Origin of the sequence: Saccharopolyspora montiporae (assembly GCF_015209505.1) — a bacterium.
Classification (GTDB): Bacteria; Actinomycetota; Actinomycetes; order Mycobacteriales; family Pseudonocardiaceae; genus Saccharopolyspora; species Saccharopolyspora montiporae.
Window position 1 is genome coordinate 1 of the sequence record NZ_JADEYC010000019.1, and the last position, 20,134, is coordinate 20,134.

The window sequence follows — 20,134 nt, forward strand, 5'->3', positions numbered from 1 at the left end:
ACCTCCCGAGCCACCCGGGTGACCTCCGCGGCGAACCCGGACAGCTGGTCGACCATCGTGTTGATCGTGCTCTTGAGCTCCAGGATCTCCCCGCGCGCGCTCACGTCGATCTTCTGCGAGAGATCGCCGCGCGCCACCGCCTGCGCCACCCGGGACAGGTCGCGCACCTGGTCGGCCAGCCCGGCGACCATGCCGTCGACCGAGTCCACGAGAGTGCGCCACCCCCCTTCGGCGTCGACCAGGTCGACTCGCCCGCCCAGCCGGCCCTCCACCGTCACCTCACCGCTGAGCCGGTGCACCTCGCCGGTGAGCGCGGCCAACCGCGCCCCCAGCGCGTTCACGTCGTCCTTGAGCGCGCCCAGCTCACCGTCCACGCGGGTGGTGACCTGCCGCCGGAAGTCACCGGCGGCCAGCGCGGCCACCACGCGGGAGATGTCGCGCAGCGGTTCGGACAGGACCTCGTCCCGGGGTGGTTCAGCGCCCGAGCCCGGCATCAGCGCTTGTTGCGGGAGTCGCGCTCCAACCGGAGCTTGGTGGCCAGCACCGCCGCTTCGCTGCGGTGCCGCATGGACAACTTGGCCAGCATCTGCGAGACGTAGTTCTTCACCGTCTTCTCCGCGAGGTGCATGCGCCCGGAGATCTCCCGGTTGGTCAGCCCGTCGCCGATGAGGTCGAGCACCTCGCGTTCGCGCGCGGTCAGCTCGCGCAGCGGATCGGCCTTCTGCTGCTCCTTGCGCAGCATCTCCAGCATCGCCTCGGTGCGCCGCGGGTCGAGCAGCGCCTCGCCGGCGCCGACCTTGCGGATCGCACCGACGAGCTCCTCGCTGACCACGCCCTTGAGCACGAATCCGGCGGCACCGGCCATGATCGCGTCCAGCAGCGCGTCCTGGTCGTCGAACGAGGTCAGCATCAGGCAGCGCAGGCCGGGCATCCGGGACTGCAGCTCGCGGCACAGCTCCACCCCGCTGCCGTCCGGCAGGCGCACGTCCAGCACCGCCACCTGCGGATCGGTGCTGGGCACCCGCACGAGCGCCTCGGCGGTCGAGGCCGCTTCGCCGACGAGCTGCATGTCGGGTTCGGCGCCGACCAGAGCGGCGACGCCGCGGCGGATGATGTCATGGTCGTCGACCACGAACACGCTGGTCGTCATCGCACGCCTCTCCGTGCTGCGCATCGTGGTGCGCTCGGCTCCTGGCGTCAGCACCGACCAGCATAGGCAGCACCGCCCGGGCACGCCGGGCGGTGCGGGTTCAGTACTCGCGCATCAGCCGTTCGAAGGCGGTGTTGGCCGTCGTCCAGCCCGTCGTGATCACCTCGGCGGGCACCTCGGCGCGCGGCTGCGCGTCCACGGTGACCACGAACCCGGGCTCGGACACCCGGCGGCGCAACTGGACGAGTCGCCCACCCGTCGACCGGCCGAAGCGCTCACCGTTGGCGCCGACCTGGACATCGCCCGGGCGCAGGGCGGTGGTTGCGGATTCCTGCATGCCTCCGTTGTAGCGCAGGACACAAGAGAGGGGCGAGCGGGTGCCCCGCGGCCGGGATCAGCCGAGGTCGCCGAGCTGCGCGGGATCGCTCTCCCCTGCCAGTTCCGCCGCCAGCAACTCGGCGCCGGTGGTCTCGTCGGTGTCGTCGTCCTCGCTCATGGCCCCGCATGGTGCCGCCGACCGCGCCGCCGGCGCGCGCTCGGTCCGGGTGCGCCGCGCACGGCCACCCGCACGTGCGAAGGCCCGCGGGCGCGGGGCGATGGACACTGGCGGTATGTGCCGCAACATCCGAACGCTGCGCCCGCCCTACGCCGAGCAGGTGTCCGAGGACGACATGCGCGCCGCCGCGCTGCAGTACGTGCGCAAGGTCTCCGGGTTCCACACCCCGGCCGCGCACAACCGGCACGCCTTCGACCACGCGGTCGACGACGTCGCGCACGCCACCGCCGAGCTGCTGGCGTCGCTGCAGGTACGCGGCCGGAGCGGGTGACGCGCCCGCGCACCTGCCGGTCAGTCCGTCGACAGCGCGATGTCCGACGGGTGCTGGGCCAGCGGCGTCACCTGGACGTCCATGTACGGGAACAGCGGGAGGTTCCACAGGATCTCGTGCAGTCGCTCGTTGTCGGCGACGTCGAAGATGCTGAGGTTGCTGTACTGGCCCGCGCAGCGCCAGATGTGCCGCCACTCGCCGGATTTCTGCAACTGCTGCGAGTACGCCTTCTCCCGGGCGATGGTGTCCGCCTTCACCTGCGGATCCAGGTCGGCCGGGATGCGCACGTCCATGTTCACCGCGAACAGCACGGCGATTCCTCCGTTTCGGGTTCGTCTCGGCCGGGCGCGCGCCCGGCTGCGGTCAGCTCGGGTCCAGGACGAAGTCGTGCGTGGCCACGTTGCCGCCGCCGTCGGCGGAGGCGACCGGGTCCAGGATCAGCTCCGGCTTGACCGCCTGGGCGATGTCGTTGTCCACGTAGTCGCCGCCGCGGAAGTACAGCTGCGCGGTGATGAGCTGGTGGCCGGGCGCGGAGACCTTCACGTGCAGGTGGGCCGGGCGCCAGGCGTGCCAGCCCGCGGCGGAGATGAGCTTGCCGCAGGCCCCGTCCTTGGGGATCTCGTAGGGCGCGGGCTGGATCGTGGTGATCCGGAAGCGGCCGTGCTCGTCGGCGGTCACGGCGCCGCGCAGGTTCCACTCCGGCAAGCCGGGCGCGTACTGCGAGTAGAAGCCGTGGTCGTCGGCGTGCCAGATCTCGATGGTGGCGCCGGGCAGCTCCGCGCCGGAGACATCGGTGACCTGGCCCTGGAACAGCAGCGGCGTGCCCTGCTCGTCGTCGCGCATCGGCAGGGTTGCGTCCGCGGGCAGCTCCGGGGCGCCCGGCACGTAGTAGGGGCCCTCGATCGAACCCTTGCTGCCCTCGCGGTTCTCGTTGGCGACCTCCTCGACCACGTGCTCGATCCACACATCCAGGAACAGCGGCCACTCGCCGTCCGCGCCGACCTGGATCAGCCACGCCTTGAGCGCGTCGTACTCCTCGTAGGTCACCTTGTGCCTGCGGATGACGTCGTGCACGGCCTCGACGACTTCGGTGGCCAGCATGTCCACCCGCTCGGTGCTGGTGGAGGCGGCGCCACCCTTGTCCTGGAACCGCTTGGTGGCGGCCGCGCCGGAGGCCGCGGCGGTGGCGTCGTACTCGGAAAGCTGGGTCATCGTGGTGGTTTCCTCTCGGTGCGGTCGGTTCCGGGTCGGCAATCAGGTGTCCTGGCGGTAGTGCGCGAGCTTGTCCGGGTCGATCTCGACGCCGAGCCCGGATCCGGGCCGGACGAAGACCTCGCCGCCGGTGATGCGGACCGGCTCGGTGAGCAGATCATCGGACATGTCCAAGAAGTTCGACAGCTCGCCCGCCCTGTTGGAGGTGCGGCGGTAGGCCGCGCCGAAGGCCACGCTGCACGCGGTGCCGAGTTGGCCGTCGATCTGGTTGCCGATGACGACATCGGCACCCAGGCCTTCGCACTGGAACAGCACGCGCTGCGAGGCGCTGAACCCGGTGCGGGCGGTCTTGATGCTGATCGCGGTCGCCGAACCCCCGAGCAGTTCCCGGGTCACCTCCCCGGGCGTGGTAGCGCTTTCGTCGGCCACGAACGGGATCGGGCTGCGCTGCACCAGCCACCGCCTGCCGAGCACATCGTCGGCCGGGCACAGCTCCTCGGCCAGGGTCAGCCCCAGATCGGCCAGTTCGTCCAGCGCGCGCGCCGAGTCCGCCGCGCTCCAACCGCGGTTGCCGTCCACGTAGAGCTCCACGTCGTCGCCGAGACCGGCGCGCAGGGCTCGGCAGGCTTCGACGTCGAGCGTGTACGGCAGGCGACCCACCTTCACCTTGAACGTTGTGATGCCGTGCTCCTCGCGCACCCGCTGGGCATCGGCGACCATCTTGGCCGAGTCGTCGAAACCGACCATGTGCGAGACCCGCATCCGGTCGCCGTAGCCGCCGAGCAGCGCGGTCACCGGCTGGTCGAGCGCCTTGCCGATGACGTCCCACAGCGCCATGTCGATGGCGGCCTTGGCGGTGGGATTGCCGACCGTGGCGTGCATCCGGGCGTGCGCGGTCTCGCGCTCCAGCGGGCTGAGCCCGACCAGCTGCGGTTCGAAGAGGCCGCCGATGACGGCGATGATGGACTGCTGGGTCTCGCCGTAGGTGTAGGGCCGCGGCGGGGCCTCGGCGACACCGACGAGACCGTCGTCGGTGTGTACGCGCACCAAGACGTGCTCGGCAGCGTGCACCTCGCCGCTGGCGAAGCGCAGCGGCTTGCGGTACGGGATGGCGAACGGGATCGCCTCAACTCGCGTGATCTTCACCGATGTCCTCAATGTCGTCGACGAACACGTCGTTGTCCTGCAGGGTCGCCAGCAGGTTGTGCAGCACCGCCGAGGTGCTGTCCGCGCGCCAGGCCAGCGCCAGGTCCACGCTCTCCGCGCCGCGCACCCCGACGAACCGCACGCCCTCCAGCGGCAGGGCGCGCACCGAGCAGGGGGCCAGCGCCACGCCCAGCCCGGCTGCCACCAGCGCGACCTGCGTCGAGGCCTCGCCGACCTCGTGCGCGCAGTGCGGATGGAATCCCGCCGCTGCGCAGCTGCGCACGATCGCGTCGTTGACCACCGAGCGCAGCTCGGCCGCATACATCACGAACGGTTCGGTGCGCAGCCGGGCGAGGTCGACCTCCGCGCACTCGGCCAACGGGTGACCGTCGTTGACGACGAGCACCAGCGGCTCGCGCGCCACGACCCGGTGCTCGATGCCGGGATCGCGCACCGGTGGGCGCAGCAGCCCGGCGTCCAGCCCCTCCTGCGCCAGCGCGGTTTCCTGCGCCGAGGTGAGCATGTCGGTGTGGATCTCCAAGGCGATGCCCGGCAGCTCGCGCTGCACGATCCCGGCCAGCCGGGGCAGCGACCGGTAGGAGGCCAGCCCGGTGAGCCCGAGGCGCAGCACGCCGTTGCGGCCGTCGGCCAGCAGTTTCACCCGGCGCGCCGCGTCATCCACCGCTTTCAGGATCCGGGTCGCGTCCTCGTAGAAGACCTGCCCGGCCGGAGTGAGCGCCACGTGGCGGGTCGTGCGCGCCAGCAGTTCGGCCTGCACATCGGCTTCGAGCTGGCGGATCGCCTGGGACAGCGGCGGTTGTGCCATGTTCAGGCGCTTGGCCGCCCGGCCGAAGTGCCGGGTCTCGGCGACGGCCGCGAAATAGCGCAGGTGCCGCAGTTCCACCGCGTTGCCTCCCTCCCCGCTGCGCGGCCGTGCGTGTCACGAGGGCAGATCCGGTGTGCGGACGGCGACCGCGATGTCGTCGGTCCCGGCAGCGTAGATCCGAAATTGAGCAGATACAAATACTCATTCGCGATCGATTCGTATTCAGTGCCTATGAATAGGGGGTCTAGGTCGATACTGGGCATTTACCGGGCGTGACCCAGAACACCTGCGTGTCAGCGTCGTTCCGAGCACGGACACCGCCGTCCGAACCGGGCGAATCCGCCTGGCCGGCGCGGTGGTCCGGCAGTGCCGACAGCCGCCGCCGGGCCAGCGGCCCGGATGCGGGTGTCTGCGAGAACGTCGAGGAGGCACCGATGTCCGACACGCTGGACAACATCCGCAGCACGCTCACCGATGCGGTCGTGGAAGATCCCGAACGCGGCGTGTACCGCGCCAAGCGCAGCATCTTCACCGATGAAGAGCTCTTCGAGCTCGAAATGAAGCACATCTTCGAGGGCAACTGGATCTACCTCGCGCACGAGAGCCAGATCCCCGAGGTCGGCGACTACTTCACCACGCACATCGGCCGCCAACCGATCGTGATCACCCGGGACAAGAACGGGCAGCTCAACGCGCTGATCAACGCCTGCAGCCACCGCGGGGCGATGCTGTGCCGCCGCAAGCGGGACAACCGCACCACGCTGACCTGCCCGTTCCACGGCTGGACGTACCGCAACGACGGCAAGCTGCTCAAGGTCAAGGATCCGCGCGGGGCCGGCTATCCCGAGCAGTTCAACACCGAGGGCTCGCACGACCTCACCAAGGTCGCCCGCTTCGAGAGCTACCGCGGATTCCTGTTCGGCAGCCTCAATCCCGACGTCACGTCGCTGACCGAACACCTGGGCGAGACGACCAAGATCATCGACATGATCGTGGACCAGTCGCCCGACGGGCTCGAAGTGCTGCGCGGCTCGTCGACCTACGTCTTCGACGGGAACTGGAAGCTGCAGGCCGAGAACGGCGCGGACGGCTACCACGTCTCGGCCACGCACTGGAACTACGCGGCCACCACCGCCCGGCGCACCTCGGGCGAATCGGCCAACGACACCAAGAACATGGACGCCGGGACCTGGTCCAAGCAGCGCGGCGGGTTCTACTCCTTCGAGAACGGCCATCTGCTGCTGTGGACAGAATGGGCCGACCCGAGCAACCGCTCGCTCAACGAACGCCGGGACGAACTGGTCGAGCAGTTCGGGCAGGCGTGGGCCGACTGGATGATCGGCTTCTCCCGGAACCTGTGCCTGTACCCCAACGTCTACCTGATGGACCAGTTCAGCTCGCAGATCCGCCACCTGCGGCCCATTTCGGTGGACAAGACCGAGGTCACCATCTACTGCATCGCGCCGAAGGGCGAGAGCGCCGAGGCGCGCACCAACCGCATCCGGCAGTACGAGGACTTCTTCAACGCCACCGGCATGGCCACCCCGGACGACCTGGAGGAGTTCCGCGCCTGCCAGAAGACCTACCTGGCCACGGAATCGCCGTGGAACGACCTCAGCCGCGGCGCCGTGCACCAAATCCAGGGTCCCGACGAGGAGGCCAACAAGCTCGGCATCGAACCGATCGCCAGCGGGCAGCGCACCGAGGACGAGGGCCTCTACCCGATCCAGCACGGCTTCTGGCTGGACACCATGCACAACGCCATCGACGCGGAATCCGCCGAGCGGCGGGGAAAGTGAGGCTGCCGCGATGACGACCGCCACCGGCACGATCAGCCTGGAGACCGTCCGCGAGTTCCTCTACCGCGAGGCCCGCTACCTGGACGACCGCGAGTTCGAGAAGTGGGTGGAGTGCTACCACCCCGACGCCGTGTTCTGGATGCCGGCCTGGGACGACAACGACGAGCTCACCGAGGATCCGCAGAACGAGATCTCGCTGATCTACTACGCCAACCGCGGCGGCCTGGAGGACCGGGTCTTCCGCATCCGCACCGACCGCTCGGCGGCCACGAGCATGCCCGAGCCGCGCACCGGGCACAACATCACCAACGTGGAGCTGCTCGACCAGCGCGGTGCGCTCGTGGATCTGCGCTTCAACTGGTTCACGCTGTACTTCCGCTACAACACGGTGGACACCTACTTCGGAACCTCCTTCTACACCGTGGATTTCGGTGGTGACGAGCCGCTGATCCGGAACAAGAAGGTCGTGCTCAAGAACGACTACATCCACCACGTCGTGGACATCTACCACGTCTGAGGGGGCGGAAACGGCGATGAGCTACACAGTTGCGCTGAGCTTCGAGGACGGGGTCACCCGCTTCGTGGACTGCAGCCCCGACGAGACGGTGGCCGAGGCGTCCTACCGCTCGCGGATCAACATCCCGCTGGACTGCCGGGACGGCGCCTGCGGGACCTGCAAAGCGTGGTGCGCCTCGGGAACCTACGACGGCGGCGACTACATCGAGGACGCGCTCGACGACGACGAGGCCGAGCAGGGCTACGTGCTGCCGTGCCAGATGATGCCGCACAGCGACCTCGTCCTGCAGATCACCGGCACCTCCGAGGCCGCCAAGACCGGCCCGGCCGCGCACAGCGGCGCGATCAGCGAGGTGACCCGGTACTCGCCAAGCACGGTGGGCTTCTCCGTGGAACTCGACGACCGCGACGAACTGGCGTTCCTACCCGGTCAGTACGTCAACATCGGCGTGCCCGGGACCGATCTGGCCCGCTCGTACTCGTTCAGCAGCGGCCCGGCGGACAAGACCGTGTCGTTCCTGGTGCGCATCACCGAGGGCGGGGCGATGTCAGAGTACCTGCGCGAGTCGGCCCAGCCGGGCGACCGCCTTGAACTCACCGGACCGCTCGGCAGCTTCTACCTGCGCGACCTCACCCGCCCGGTGGTGATGTTGGCCGGCGGCACCGGACTCGCACCGATCCTGTCCATGCTCCAGCGCCTCGCCGACGGCGGTACCGGCGGGCAACCGCTGCACCTGCTCTACGGCGTCACCACCGACCAGGACCTGGTGGAACTGGCCGCCATCGAGCAGTTCGCCGCGACAGTCCCGGGACTGACCTGGGACTACTGCGTCGCCGACGAGTCCAGTACCGCGCCCAACAAGGGCTACGTCACCAGCCTGCTCGACGGGGACCGGCTCAACGGCGGCGATGTGGACGTGTACCTGTGCGGTCCGCCTGCGATGGTCGACGCGGTGCGCGAGCACTTCCGCACCACCGGCACCCAACCGGCGAACTTCCACTACGAGAAGTTCCAGGTCGCTGCGGAGGCCGCATCATGATCGCACCGCAGCGCTTCGCGGGAACGACCGCGATGATCACCGGCGGCGTGCAGGGCATCGGCCGGGCGGTGGCCGAGCGGCTGCGCGCCGAATCGGCCGAGGTGGTCCTGGTGGACCGGTCCGAGGCGGTGCACGAGGTCGCCGCCGAGCTCGGTGCGCACGGGGTCGTTGCCGACCTGGAGGAGTTCTCCGGGGCGACCGCGGCCGCCGAACGCGCCGTGCAGCTGGTCGGACGCATCGATGTGCTCATCAACAACGTCGGCGGCACCATCTGGGCCAAGCCCTACGAGCACTACGCCGAGGACGAGGTCCGCGCCGAGGTGCAGCGCTCGCTGTTCCCGACGTTGTGGTGCTGCCGGGCCGTGCTGCCGCACATGCTCGACCGGGGCAGCGGCACCATCGTCAACGTCTCCTCGGTGGCCACCCGCGGTGTCAACCGCGTGCCGTACGGGGCCGCCAAGGGCGGGGTGAACGCGCTGACCACCTCGCTGGCCATGGAGGTCGCCGAACGCGGCATCCGGGTGGTGGCCACCGCCACCGGCGGCACCGAGGCCCCGCCGCGGCGGATCCCGCGCGGCCCCGGTCCGGACGGCGACCGCGAGCGCGGCTGGTTCCAGCAGGTCGTGGACCAGACCACGGACTCCTCGCTGATGAAGCGGTACGGCACCCTGGCCGAGCAGGCAGGGGCGATCGCCTTCCTGGCCTCCGCCGAGGCCTCCTACGTGACGGGCACGGTTCTGCCCGTGGCCGGCGGTGATCTGGGCTGACCCGGCACGGGGGCCGCGCACCCGCGGTCCCCGTTAGAGTGAACCGATGACCAGCAGGCGACGTGGCCACGCTCCGGTGGGCCGGCAACGCGAGCTGGCCGAACTGGAGCGCCTGCTGGCCTCGGCCCGCGGCGGCAGCCCCGAGCTCGTGTTCGTGGAAGGCCCGGCCGGCATCGGCAAGACCGCACTGGTCGAGCACTTCCTGGAGCGCCACCAGCTCACCCCGCAGCGCGGGATCGGGATGCTCTGGGAGCAGACCGTGCGCTTCGGCGTCGTCGACCAGCTGCTGCAGGCCGCACCCGCCGCAGGCCCGGCCACCGCGCTGCCCCCGGACACCGCCCCGGTGCAGGCCGCCGAGCAGCTGCTGACCTGCTGGGCCGAGACCGAACCCGAGGCCGTGGTCGTCGACGACGCCCACCACGCCGACATCGCCTCGCTGCAGGCCCTGCTGTCGGCCTACCGCCGCACCACCACCCACGAGTTGCTGGTGGTGCTGGTGGTGCGCGACGACCTCATGCCCCGCGAGCTGCGGCGCGAGCACGTGCTGCGCATCGGACCGCTCGGCCCGGGCGAAGTGCGCACCCTGGCGATGCTGCACTCCGGGCGCGACCTGCCCGCACCCACGGTGCAGCGGCTGACCGCGCACACCGGCGGCAACCCGGAGTACGTGCGCGATCTGCTCGACGAACTGCCCGCCCGGGCCTGGCTGGATTGGCAACCGGTCCTGCCCGCCCCGCGCGGCCTGGCCGCCGAGACCGCCCGGCGACTCGACTCCTGCGGCTACGCCGCCCGCCGCTTCGTGGAGTCCGCTGCGGTACTGGGCAGCACGGCCGCGGTGGCCGAGGCCGCCGAACTCGCCGGGATCGACGACGCGGTGCAGGCCCTCGACGAAGCCTGCAGCCACGGCCTGGTCAGCACAGTGGCCGGGCACGGCCTGCTGCAGCTGACCTTCGCCAGCCCACTGGTGCACGCCGCCGTGTACGCCTCCCTGCCGCCGCTGCAGCGCAGCGACCTGCACCGGCGCGCGGCCGACCGCGCCGAGGACGAGGACGCGCGGCTGTCGCACCTGGTGGCCATCACCCCGCACCCGGACGCGGAGCTGGCCGCCGAACTGGACGCGTTCGCCGTGCGCCAGTCCGGGCAGGGCGCCTGGTCGGTGGCCGGCAATGCCCTGCTCAACGCCAGCAGGCTCAGCCCCACCCGCGAGGACCGCGAGCAGCGCCTGCTGCGCGCGGTGGACGCGATGGTCGGTGCCGGAGACCTCATCTCGGCCGGCGCGTTCGCCCCGCAGCTGGAAGGCATGCCGCCGTCGGCGCTGCGCGACGCGGTGCTGGGCTACCTGGCCATCCAGCGCGGCCGCGCCGCCGAGGCCGAACTGCTGCTGACCCGAGCGTGGCAGCAGTGCGATCCGCAGCGCGAGCCGGAGACCGCGGCGCTGATCTGCCAGCGCAGGGTCCTGCACTCGCTGAGCCGCTGGCACGGGCCGGACCTGGTCAGCTGGGGGCGGCAGGCCATGTCGCTGGCCGATCCGGACGAGCCCTCGGCCGTGGAATCCGAAGCCATCATGGGACTGGGGCTGGCCGCCACCGGAGAACCGCGCCAGGCCGAACGCACCTACCGCCAGGTGGTCGAGCGGGTCAGCCGCGGCGCCCAATCGCAGCGGGTGCAGATGGGCAAGGGCTGGCTGGACCTGGCTCTGGACCGCCCGCAGACCGCGCGCCGCGAGCTGGAAAGCGCCATGCCCGGCGAGTACCGGATGGGGTCCACGCGCATCTCGCTGTGGGCGCACGGCTGGCTGGCCCGCACCCTGTTCGCGCTCGGCGACTGGGACGAGGCGCTGCAGACCGTCGACCGCGCCGCGGTGCTGCTGCAGGAGAGCGGATTGGACCTGTGCCGCCCGCTGGTGCACTGGACCGGAGCCCAGATCTACGCGCTGCGCGGGGATTTCGACAGCGCCGAGGCGCACCTGGCGCACACCACCTCGGCGTCCGGGCACAACTACGAGACGATGCTGGCCCCCTCGTGCATGGCCAAAGCGCACTTCGCCGAGGCCCGTTCGGACTACGAGGGGGTGCTGCGGGCGCTGGACCCGCTGGTGCAGCTGCACCCGCGCAACGGCATCGACGAGCCGGGTTTCTGGCCGTGGCACGACATCTACGCCAATGCGCTGGTCATGGACAACCGCCCGCAGGAGGCCGACGAGTTCCTGGCGCCCTTCGAGCAGCTCGCCCGGCAGCGCGAGCACCGGTCCTCGCAGGCGCGCCTGGGCTACGCGCGCGGACGGGTGCTGGCCGCGGGCGGGGACATCGACGCGGCCAAGGACGTCTTCGAGCGCTCGGTCCAGCTGCTGGCGGCGCTGCCGCTGCCCTACGAACGGGCCCGGGTGCACTTCGCCTACGGCCAGACGCTGCGCCGCGCGGGCAAGCGCAAGGAGGCCGACGTGGTGATGCAGCGGGCCCGCGAGGCGTACGCGGCACTGGGCGCGGACGCCTACGTGGTGCGCTGCGACCGCGAGCTCAAGGCCGGCGGGGTCTACGCGCGTCGCGACGCGGTCGACCTGACCGAGCTCACCCCGCAGGAACACGCGGTGGTGCGCCTGGTCGCGGCGGGCGTGACCAACAAGCAGGCGGCCCAGGAGCTGTTCGTCTCGGTCAAGACGGTGCAGTTCCACCTGACCCGCATCTACGCCAAGCTCGGCATCCGCTCGCGCAGCGAACTCGCCGCGCGGTTCCACAGCGGGATCTGAGCCCGGGCGCACGACCGAACCGGGCAACGGCGCTGGGCCGACCGCGGGCATCACCGCGTCCTATACGTCCGATCGCCCAGGACTATTTGATTCTGTGATCCAGGTCTCCTTGAATGGGCGGATCACGACCACCGGTCCGGCCGGAAGGGCGCATCGCACGCGCCCCGCGCACCACCGTCGGCACCGATCCGCTCGCGCAGCAGCGCCAGAACCCGCCGGACACCGGAGGTTTCGCGTGCCACCACCGCGCATCTTCCACCGCGCAGCCGTTCTCACCCTCGTACTGGCGCTGGTCGCGGCGTGCGGCGGGATCAATACCGAGGTGGGCGGTTCGGGCGGGGGCGCGTCGTTCCGGTTCGCCTATCCCGTGGGCCCGAGCCGCTACGACCCGCACCGCGCCTCGTCGAGTTTCGACAACGTGACCCTGTTCCCGGTCTACGACCGGCTGGTGCACCTGGACCCGCAGGCCGAACCGATCCCCGGACTAGCCGAAACCTGGCGCTACACCGCCGGCGGCACCCGGCTGGAACTGCGGATCCGGCCGGATCTGCGCTTCCACGACGGGACCCCGCTGGACGCGGCCGCGGTCAAGTCCAACCTGGACCGGGCCCGCACCCTCGACGGGTCCACAGTGGCCTCCGAACTGGAATCCGTGCGCGCGGTGCAGGCCCCGGACGCGCGCACCGTGGTGCTGGTGCTCACCGAACCGGACAGCTCGCTGGTCGGCACGCTATCCGACCGCGCGGGCATGATGATCAGCCCCGCCGCGTTCGACGATCCCGACCTCGACCTGCAACCGGTGGGCGCAGGCCCCTACCGCGTGGTGTCCTACAGCCCGAACGACCGCGTCGTGCTGGAGCGCTTCGACCGCTACTGGGATCCCGCCGCCGCCCAGGTGCCGTCGATGGTCGTGGCCATCCAGCCCGACAGCACCACGCGGATGAACGCACTGCGCTCCGGGCAGACCGACGCCGCGCTGGTCGGCGGCAACCAGGTCGCCGAAGCCGGCCTCTACGACCTGCCCACCACCGGGGACTCCACGCTGGCCTTCTACCACCTGCAGCTCAACCGCACCCGCTCGCACTTCGGCGACCAACGGGTGCGCCGCGCGCTCAACCACGCGATCGACCGCTCGGCCACCATCGACGGCGTCCTGTTCGGCCACGGCGAACCCGCCGCGCAACCGTTCCCTGCCGGCTACCGCGCGCACGACCCCCACCTCGGCGACCCCTACCCGCACGACCCGCGGAAAGCCCGCGCCCTGCTGGCCGAAGCGGGCCTGGCAGGCGGTTTCGACTTCGAGGCGATCGTGCCCACCACCGATCCCGGACTGGCGATCGCGGTGCAGGAGCAGCTCGCCGACGTGGGCGTGCGGATGCACATCCGCGAAGTGTCCTCCGGCGAAACCGCCGACCTGTTCTACAGCCGCGAACAGGCCGATGCGATGTTCTCGCCGTGGGGCGGCCGCGCCGACCCGGTGCAGACGTTGTCCCTGCTATACGGCGCGGACGGCTTCGCCAACCCGGGCTCGCACACCATCCCGCGGATCGAGCAGCTCACCGAGCAGGCCCGGCGCACCATCGACCCGCGGCAGCGCGACGCGCTGCTGCACCGGATCGGCCGGCTGGTCGCCGAGCACGCGCTGGACGTCCCGGTCACCTTCGCCGACACCGTCTTCGCGCACCACCCGCGGGTGACCGGGCTACGCGGTTGGCAGTCCAACAAACCCGAACTGCGCGGCATCGACGTGCGCGGATCGGAGGGCTGAACCGTGCTGGAACTGGCCCTGCGCCGGATCGGCGCCATGGTCCCGCTGCTGGTGCTGGTGTCGCTGATCGTGTTCGGCCTGGTGCTGCTCGTACCGGGCGATCCGGCGGTCACCATCGCCGGCGAGGATGCCACCGACGCGCAGATCGCCGCGACGCGGCAGCGCATGGGTCTGGACGATCCGCTGCTGGAGCAGTATTGGCGCTGGGCTTCGGCGGCCGTGCAGGGCGACCTGGGTACCTCGATGTTCAGCAACCGCAGCGTGTCCGGCGCCATCGCCGAACGCTTCCCGGCCACTCTGTCGCTGACCGCCATGGCGATCGTGCTCGCACTGCTGGTCAGCGTCCCGGCGGCCATCGCCGCGGCCCTGCACCGCGGCGGCTGGATCGACCGCACCGCGACCCTGGGCACCGCCGTCGGCGTGGCCATGCCCAACTTCTGGCTCGGCCTGCTGCTGGCCACCGTGTTCGCGCTGCACCTGGACCTGCTGCCGGCCACCGGCTACGTGCCGCTGGACGACGCCCCACTGGCCTGGCTGGCGCACCTGCTGCTGCCCGCGGCCACTCTCGGCCTGGCGGCCGCGGCCGAACTGACCCGCCAGCTGCGCAGTGCGCTCATCGACGTCTTCGACCAGGACTACCTGCGCACCGCGCGGGCGAAAGGACTGCGCGGCGGCAGCGTGGTCACCAAGCACGCGCTCAAGAACGCCGCCACACCCGTGGTCACCGTGCTGGGCATGCGGATATCGGTGCTGCTGGGCGGAACCGTGGTCGTCGAGCAGATCTTCGGCATACCCGGGCTGGGCCAGCTGGCGATCGAAGCGGTGTTGCAGCGCGACCTGCCCATGGTGCAGGGCGTTGTCGTGGTCACCGCGGTGCTGGTCATGCTGGCCAACCTCGCGGTCGACCTGTCCTACGGCTACTTCAACCCGAAGGTGCGTGCCCGATGAGCACCGATGCCGACGACCCCGCCCGGCGCTGGACCGGCGGCAGCACCACCGACGACGATCCGCCGGCTTCCGGTGCGCCGAGCTCGCCGCGCGCGCGGTTCTGGCGCCGGTTCCGCCGCCAGCGACCGGGACTGGCCGCCGCGGTGTTCCTGCTGGCGCTGACCGGGATCGCCGTGCTCGCACCGCTGCTGGCGCCACTGGACCCCGACGAGCAGAACCTGCGCGACGTGCTGGCCGGCCCGGGCGCGTCCGGGCACCTGCTGGGCACCGACCAGTTCGGCCGCGACGTGCTCAGCAGGCTGCTCGTGGCCGGGCGCATCTCGCTGCTGGCCGCCGTGCAGGCCACCGGGGTCGCGGTGCTGCTGGGCGTGCCGCTGGGCCTGGTCGGCGCCTACCTCGGCGGGCGGTTCGACCGGTGGGTGGTGCGGATCTCGGATGCGTTCATGAGCTTCCCACCACTGATCCTGGCGGTGGCGATCGTGGCCGCGCGCGGGCCCGGACTCGGCAACGCGATGTTCGCGGTCGGCCTGGTCACCGCCCCGCGGCTGCTGCGGCTGGTGCGCAGCGCCGTGCTGTCGGTGCGCGAGGAGACCTACATCGAGGCGGCGCGGTCCATCGGCACCCCCTCCGGGCACATCATCCGCAGGCACGTGCTGCCGAACGTGCTGTCCCCGCTGCTGGTGCAGCTGTCGCTGGTGGCGGCGTTCGCGATGCTGGCCGAAGCCACGCTGAGCTTCCTCGGCCTCGGCGTGGTCGCCCCGCAGGCCAGCTGGGGATCGATGCTGCAAGAAGGCGCCCGATTCCTGTCCCTGGCACCGCATCTCGTGGTGCTGCCCGGAATCGCCATCGCCGCAGCGGTGCTGGCGCTGAACGTGCTCGGCGACGGTCTGCGCGACTCGTTGGGCCGGGAGATTAGGAGCGGACAGTGAGCGTGCTGCAGATCCGGGACCTGGAAGTCCGGTTCGCCACCGAGGATGGCTGGGTCGTGGTGCTCGACTCGGTGTCCCTGGACGTGCCCGCGGGCACCACACTGGGCCTGGTGGGCGAATCCGGCTCCGGCAAGACGGTGACCGGCCTGGCCGTGCTGGGACTGCTGCCCGCCCGCGGCTGCCGGATCACCGCGGGCAGCATCCGGCTGGACGGCACGGAACTGCTCGGGCTGAGCACCCGCGCGATGTCGCGGGTGCGCGGCAACGACGTGGCGATGATCTTCCAGGAGCCGATGACCTCGCTCAACCCGGCGTTCACCGTCGGCGACCAGATCGCCGAAACCGTGCGCAGGCACCAGGGCCTGTCCCGCAGGCGCGCGCACCAGAGAGCGGTCGCGGCGCTGGACCGGGTCGGCATCCCGGACGCGGCCAGGCGCGCGCGCAGCTATCCGCACGAGTTCTCCGGCGGGATGCGCCAGCGGGTGATGATCGCGATGGCCGTGTGCTGCGGCCCCCGCCTGCTCATCGCCGACGAACCCACTACCGCCCTCGACGTCACCATCCAGGCGCAAACGCTGGACCTGCTGCGCGAGATGCGCGACGAACTGGACATGGCGATGGTGTTCATCACGCACGACCTGGGCGTGGTCGCCGAGATCTGCGACCAGGTGGCGGTGATGTACGCCGGGCAGGTCGTCGGCGGCGACGAGGTGCACCGGCTGTTCCGCAGTCCCCCGCACCCCTACGCCGAAGGCCTGCTCGCCGCGATGCCGCAGGCCGGTGACCCCGCCGCGGAATTGGCCACCATCCCCGGCCGGGCACCGGCACCGGGCCGAGCACCGGACGGCTGCCGCTTCCGCACCCGCTGCCCCTACGCGGCACCGGTGTGCGCCGACGACCCCCTGCCCCTGCGCACCGTCGACCCGGCGCGGTCGACGCGCTGCGTGCGCCTGGACGAACTCCCGCTGCGAGGGCCGCGATGACCGACGGCAGTGCGACCACCACCGACACCGAGGACGCGGTACTGCGCGCCGAGAACCTGTCGGTGAGCTTCCCGATCCCGCGCGGCGCGCTGCGCCGCACCGGCAGGCTCACCGCGGTCTCCGAGGTGAGCCTGGCCCTGGCACCGGGCGAAGTCCTGGGCCTGGTCGGCGAATCCGGCTCCGGCAAGTCCACCACCGGGCGCGCCCTGCTGCGGCTGGTCGAACCGGACAGCGGGACGATCCTCCTGCGCGGTACCGATTTCACCGCGCTGCGCGGCGACCGGCTGCGCCGCGCCCGCAGGCACGTGCAGATGGTCTTCCAAGACCCCTACTCCTCACTGGATCCGTCCATGGTGGTCGCCGAGAGCCTGGGCGAACCGCTGCACGTGCACGAACGGCTCACCCGCGCGCAACGCCACGAGCGGGTGCGCGAACTGCTGCGGCTGGTCGGGCTCGCACCGCAGCACCTGGAGCGCTACCCCTACGAGTTCTCCGGCGGGCAGCGCCAGCGCCTGGCCATCGCCCGTGCCTTGGCGACCGGGCCGGACGTGCTGGTCTGCGACGAGGCCGTCTCGGCGCTGGACGTGTCCACGCAGAACCAGATCATCAACCTGCTGGAGCGGCTGCGCACCGACCTCGGCACCGCCTACCTGTTCATCTCGCACGACCTGTCCGTGCTGCGCAGGCTCGCGCAGCGGGTCGCGGTGATGTACCTGGGCGGCATCGTCGAGCAGGGCCCGGCCGAACGCGTCTACACCGCCCCGGCGCACCCGTACACGAGGGCGCTGCTCTCGGCGGTTCCCGTGCCCGATCCCGCGCACCGCGACCGGCACCGCACCATCCCGGCCGGTGATCCGCCGGATCCCGCCGCCCCGCCGGGCGGCTGCCCGTTCCACCCGCGGTGCGCGTTCGCGATGGACGTCTGCCGCACCGAGCGCCCCGCCGAAACCCCGGTCCTCGGCGGCGGAACGGTGCGCTGCCACCTGCACACCAGCGGACCGGGGCTCGGCGGGAACCCGCTGCCCGACCCGGACGCGGCACTGGACCCCACCGGCCCGCCTGGCGCAGAATCGCCCCGCCACGACCCGGGGAGTTGATCGACGAGTGCCCGCAGCAGCCGTGAACGGCATCCGGACGGCCTACCGCGAGGCCGGTGCCGGCCCGCCCGTCGTGCTCGTGCACGGTCTCGGCGAGGACGGCACGAGCTGGCGGACCCAGCAGGACGCCCTCACTGACCGGCGCACCATCGCACCGGACCTGCGCGGGCACGGCGCCAGCGGGCTCGGCGAACCGGACGGGACCTGGATGCAGTTGCGCGACGACCTGCTCGGCTTCCTGCAGCAGGTCAGCGGCCCGGCCACCTGCGTGGGCTTCTCGCTGGGCGGAGTGCTGGTGCTGGCCGCCGCTGCCGAACGCCCGGACCTGGTTCCCTCCGCGGTGACCGTGGCGACCTCGGCGGTGGTGGGCCGCTCGGCCGCCGAGTTCTACACCGAGCGCGCCCGGCAGGTCCGCGCCGGCGATCGGGACGCGGTGTTGGACAGCTTGCGCACCGACACCGCGGCCATGCTCAACGGCGGGGCTGATCCGGCCACGGCCTGGCGCAAGCGCGCCGCCGCGATCGGAGCCGGCGAGGGCTACGCCAACGCCGCCGCGGCCATGGCCGGTCTGCGCGAGCACCCGCTGGCGCCCCGGCTGGGCGAGATCTCCGGTCCGGTCGAGGTGATCGGCGCCGAGCACGACCGGCTGTGCCCGCGCAAGGCCGCCGACATCCTGCTGGAATCCCTGCCCCGGTCCCGGTACCACGAGATCGCGGGCTCCGGGCACCTCGTGCATGCGGACGCACCCGAGCAGCTCACCGATCTGCTCAACCGGTTGCTCCCGCAGGCCTGACCCGTCAGGCAGTCCGGACGTCGGGAGCGCGCACAGCCGCCGGATCCGTCCGACAATGCCGGGTGTGCACGTACCTCGCCCCGCAACCGCCCCGGGACCCGCGACCGCGCTCGTCGCCGCCGTCGTGGCCGCGGCCGGGTCGTGCACCGCTCCCCCGCCAGAGGACTCGACCCCGGACCGCGCGGTGGAGTACCGGATCGAGGGCGATTCCGGCGAGGCGCGCCTGGTGCTGTGGCAGGGCCACGGTGCGGTCACCGAAGAAGCCGACGACGTCCGGCTTCCGTTCAGCGCCGGGGTGCGGCTGCAGGACGGCGAGAAGGCCGCGGTGACCGCCTCCGGCGACGAATCGCCCCGCACGTGCCGCATCCTCGTCGACGGCGAGACCGTCGTGGAGCAGACCGCGCCGGAACGCGTGACCTGCGAACTGGTCGTGGCTCCGGGGCAGCCGCAGCAAGCCCCGGAGCAGAACGCACCGCGCTAGACAGCGCTCGGGCAGGCCGCGCGGAGCGGAACCTCGCCACGCAACCCCGCTGCGCCGATCCCGAGGTCACATCCGATCCAGCTGCGCCTGCAACTCGTCGGCCAGCCCGTGCATGATGCCGGCATAGCTGGCGTAGCTCATCGGCGCCACGGCCTCCCACTTCGCGAAGCGGTCGGCCGCGGCGGCCGGCTGCGCCGCGAAGATCGGCTTGCGCTTCATCTGCTCGGGCGGCAGCGACGCCGCCCGGGCGTCCCACAGCATGACGTCGGCGGGATAGGCACCGGCGTTCTCCCAGGAGAGCCGCTCGAAGTAGCCGCCCCCCGCTTCGTCCGGGGCATCCGGCACGGTGATCGGCAACCCGAGTTCGCGCACGTAGAAGTCCAGGTCCGGGTTGCGGTGCGGATCGACGACGAAGTACTCCTGCTCGGTCCCGCCCACGGCCAAGATCGTGCGGTCCGCGGCCCGCATCCGCTCCCCGATCCCGCGCAGCCGCTCGGCGGCCGCGCGGAATTCGCGCTCATCGGCGCGCACCCGCTCCGCATCGGCGTCGGCGCCCAGCGCGCGGGCCAGGTCGCGGTACGACTCGATCGCCTCGGGCAGCGCGACACCGGACTGCTGCACGCCGATGGTGGGCGCGAACTCGCGCACCATCGCCTCCTGGTCCTCGGTGAGGTGCCACAGGCCGGGGAACTCGGCGTATTTCCCGCTGACCACCACGTCCGGCTCCAGCGTGGCCATGCGCTCCAGGTTGACCTCCCCGTACCCCGGCCCGGTCACATCGGTGACCCGCTGCGGATCGATGCTGCCCGCCTCGGGCTCGGTGGAGCCGTCGCTGCGCACCAGCGGACCGAACGTGCCCGCGATCGGCACGCCGAAATCCTGCAGCGCCCCCGCCGCCGAAACCTGCGCGACGACGCTCTCCGGGCGCCCCTCGGTGCTGATCTGCTCGCCGCGGTCATCGGTGTAGGACCACTCCTGCTGCCCACCACCGCCGCCGCCCGAGGTGCACGCGGTGAGCGCGACCGCCGCCGCGGCCACCACCCATGCCGACCGGATCCTGTGATGCACACCAACCTCCCCTGTTTGATAAGGCTAGGCTAACCTAG

General features: G+C 71.5%; 21 protein-coding genes. 13 read left to right on the forward strand and 8 right to left on the reverse strand.

Annotated features, from left to right (window positions below; genetic code table 11):
- From IQ251_RS12100 to IQ251_RS12110, 3 genes are all read right to left on the reverse strand, one after another.
- Positions 1–494, reverse strand: a 494-nt coding sequence (locus tag IQ251_RS12100; RefSeq protein WP_193928637.1) for a HAMP domain-containing protein, incomplete at its 3' end; no start/stop codon positions are given.
- Positions 494–1,150 carry a response regulator gene (locus tag IQ251_RS12105; protein ID WP_193928638.1) on the reverse strand — a complete coding sequence of 219 codons (657 nt, stop codon included), beginning with the start codon at positions 1,148–1,150 and terminating at the stop codon, positions 494–496. The genes IQ251_RS12100 and IQ251_RS12105, both read right to left, overlap by 1 nt.
- Before the next feature lie 100 nt (positions 1,151–1,250).
- Positions 1,251–1,487: a hypothetical protein gene (locus IQ251_RS12110; RefSeq protein ID WP_228046652.1), complete on the reverse strand. Its 237-nt coding sequence runs from the start codon at positions 1,485–1,487 to the stop codon at positions 1,251–1,253.
- A 274-nt stretch (positions 1,488–1,761) separates the two neighbouring features.
- On the opposite strand from IQ251_RS12110, the gene IQ251_RS12115 reads away from it, so the two are divergent.
- Entirely contained in the window at positions 1,762–1,977 is a 216-nt protein-coding gene (locus tag IQ251_RS12115) for a DUF2277 domain-containing protein (protein ID WP_193928639.1), read from the forward strand.
- 20 nt (positions 1,978–1,997) lie between these two features.
- On the opposite strand, the gene catC is transcribed toward IQ251_RS12115, so the two are convergent.
- From catC to IQ251_RS12135, 4 genes are read right to left on the reverse strand one after another with little or no spacing between them, the layout of a single operon-like run.
- Positions 1,998–2,288, reverse strand: coding sequence for a muconolactone Delta-isomerase (gene catC / locus IQ251_RS12120; protein ID WP_193928640.1), 291 nt, complete (start codon positions 2,286–2,288; stop codon positions 1,998–2,000).
- Positions 2,289–2,340: 52 nt separating this feature from the next.
- Positions 2,341–3,189, reverse strand: a complete 849-nt coding sequence (catA, locus tag IQ251_RS12125; protein ID WP_193928641.1) for a catechol 1,2-dioxygenase — start codon at positions 3,187–3,189, stop codon at positions 2,341–2,343.
- A 42-nt stretch (positions 3,190–3,231) separates the two neighbouring features.
- The gene (locus IQ251_RS12130; protein ID WP_193928642.1) at positions 3,232–4,335 is read right to left on the reverse strand and encodes a mandelate racemase/muconate lactonizing enzyme family protein; all 1,104 of its coding nucleotides are present in this window, start codon (positions 4,333–4,335) and stop codon (positions 3,232–3,234) included.
- Positions 4,316–5,239: a LysR family transcriptional regulator gene (locus tag IQ251_RS12135; protein WP_193928643.1), complete on the reverse strand. Its 924-nt coding sequence runs from the start codon at positions 5,237–5,239 to the stop codon at positions 4,316–4,318. The genes IQ251_RS12130 and IQ251_RS12135 overlap by 20 nt, the downstream gene beginning before the upstream one ends.
- A 356-nt stretch (positions 5,240–5,595) precedes the next feature.
- On the opposite strand from IQ251_RS12135, the gene benA reads away from it, so the two are divergent.
- The 12 genes from benA (at position 5,596) to IQ251_RS12195 (ending at position 19,028) form a co-directional block, all read left to right on the forward strand.
- Positions 5,596–6,960 carry a benzoate 1,2-dioxygenase large subunit gene (gene benA, locus IQ251_RS12140; protein WP_193928644.1) on the forward strand — a complete coding sequence of 455 codons (1,365 nt, stop codon included), beginning with the start codon at positions 5,596–5,598 and terminating at the stop codon, positions 6,958–6,960.
- A gap of 10 nt (positions 6,961–6,970) precedes the next feature.
- Complete coding sequence (benB, locus tag IQ251_RS12145; RefSeq protein WP_193928645.1) at positions 6,971–7,477, forward strand: benzoate 1,2-dioxygenase small subunit; 507 nt, start codon at positions 6,971–6,973, stop codon at positions 7,475–7,477.
- Between the two features lie 16 nt (positions 7,478–7,493).
- A complete protein-coding gene (benC, locus tag IQ251_RS12150) occupies positions 7,494–8,516 on the forward strand; it encodes a benzoate 1,2-dioxygenase electron transfer component BenC (protein WP_193928646.1) in 1,023 nt (340 codons plus the stop codon).
- The gene (locus IQ251_RS12155) at positions 8,513–9,283 is read left to right on the forward strand and encodes a 1,6-dihydroxycyclohexa-2,4-diene-1-carboxylate dehydrogenase (protein ID WP_193928647.1); all 771 of its coding nucleotides are present in this window, start codon (positions 8,513–8,515) and stop codon (positions 9,281–9,283) included. Before benC ends, IQ251_RS12155 begins: the two co-directional genes overlap by 4 nt.
- Positions 9,284–9,329: 46 nt before the next feature.
- Positions 9,330–12,029 carry an AAA family ATPase gene (locus IQ251_RS12160; protein ID WP_193928648.1) on the forward strand — a complete coding sequence of 900 codons (2,700 nt, stop codon included), beginning with the start codon at positions 9,330–9,332 and terminating at the stop codon, positions 12,027–12,029.
- 235 nt (positions 12,030–12,264) lie between these two features.
- Positions 12,265–13,797, forward strand: coding sequence for an ABC transporter substrate-binding protein (locus tag IQ251_RS12165; RefSeq protein WP_193928649.1), 1,533 nt, complete (start codon positions 12,265–12,267; stop codon positions 13,795–13,797).
- Positions 13,798–13,800: 3 nt separating this feature from the next.
- Entirely contained in the window at positions 13,801–14,745 is a 945-nt protein-coding gene (locus IQ251_RS12170; protein WP_370591353.1) for an ABC transporter permease, read from the forward strand.
- Positions 14,742–15,674 carry an ABC transporter permease gene (locus IQ251_RS12175; RefSeq protein ID WP_193928650.1) on the forward strand — a complete coding sequence of 311 codons (933 nt, stop codon included), beginning with the start codon at positions 14,742–14,744 and terminating at the stop codon, positions 15,672–15,674. The genes IQ251_RS12170 and IQ251_RS12175 overlap by 4 nt, the downstream gene beginning before the upstream one ends.
- Positions 15,671–16,657, forward strand: a complete 987-nt coding sequence (locus tag IQ251_RS12180) for an ABC transporter ATP-binding protein (protein ID WP_193928651.1) — start codon at positions 15,671–15,673, stop codon at positions 16,655–16,657. The genes IQ251_RS12175 and IQ251_RS12180 overlap by 4 nt, the downstream gene beginning before the upstream one ends.
- A complete protein-coding gene (locus tag IQ251_RS12185) occupies positions 16,654–17,754 on the forward strand; it encodes an ABC transporter ATP-binding protein (RefSeq protein WP_193928652.1) in 1,101 nt (366 codons plus the stop codon). The genes IQ251_RS12180 and IQ251_RS12185 overlap by 4 nt, the downstream gene beginning before the upstream one ends.
- Before the next feature lie 7 nt (positions 17,755–17,761).
- Positions 17,762–18,547: an alpha/beta fold hydrolase gene (locus tag IQ251_RS12190; protein WP_193928653.1), complete on the forward strand. Its 786-nt coding sequence runs from the start codon at positions 17,762–17,764 to the stop codon at positions 18,545–18,547.
- Between the two features lie 64 nt (positions 18,548–18,611).
- The gene (locus IQ251_RS12195) at positions 18,612–19,028 is read left to right on the forward strand and encodes a hypothetical protein (protein ID WP_193928654.1); all 417 of its coding nucleotides are present in this window, start codon (positions 18,612–18,614) and stop codon (positions 19,026–19,028) included.
- Between the two features lie 66 nt (positions 19,029–19,094).
- Here IQ251_RS12195 and IQ251_RS12200 read toward each other — a convergent pair whose 3' ends face one another.
- On the reverse strand, positions 19,095–20,096 hold the full coding sequence (locus tag IQ251_RS12200; RefSeq protein WP_193928655.1) for an ABC transporter substrate-binding protein: 1,002 nt from the start codon (positions 20,094–20,096) through the stop codon (positions 19,095–19,097).
- Positions 20,097–20,134: the final 38 nt, after the last annotated feature.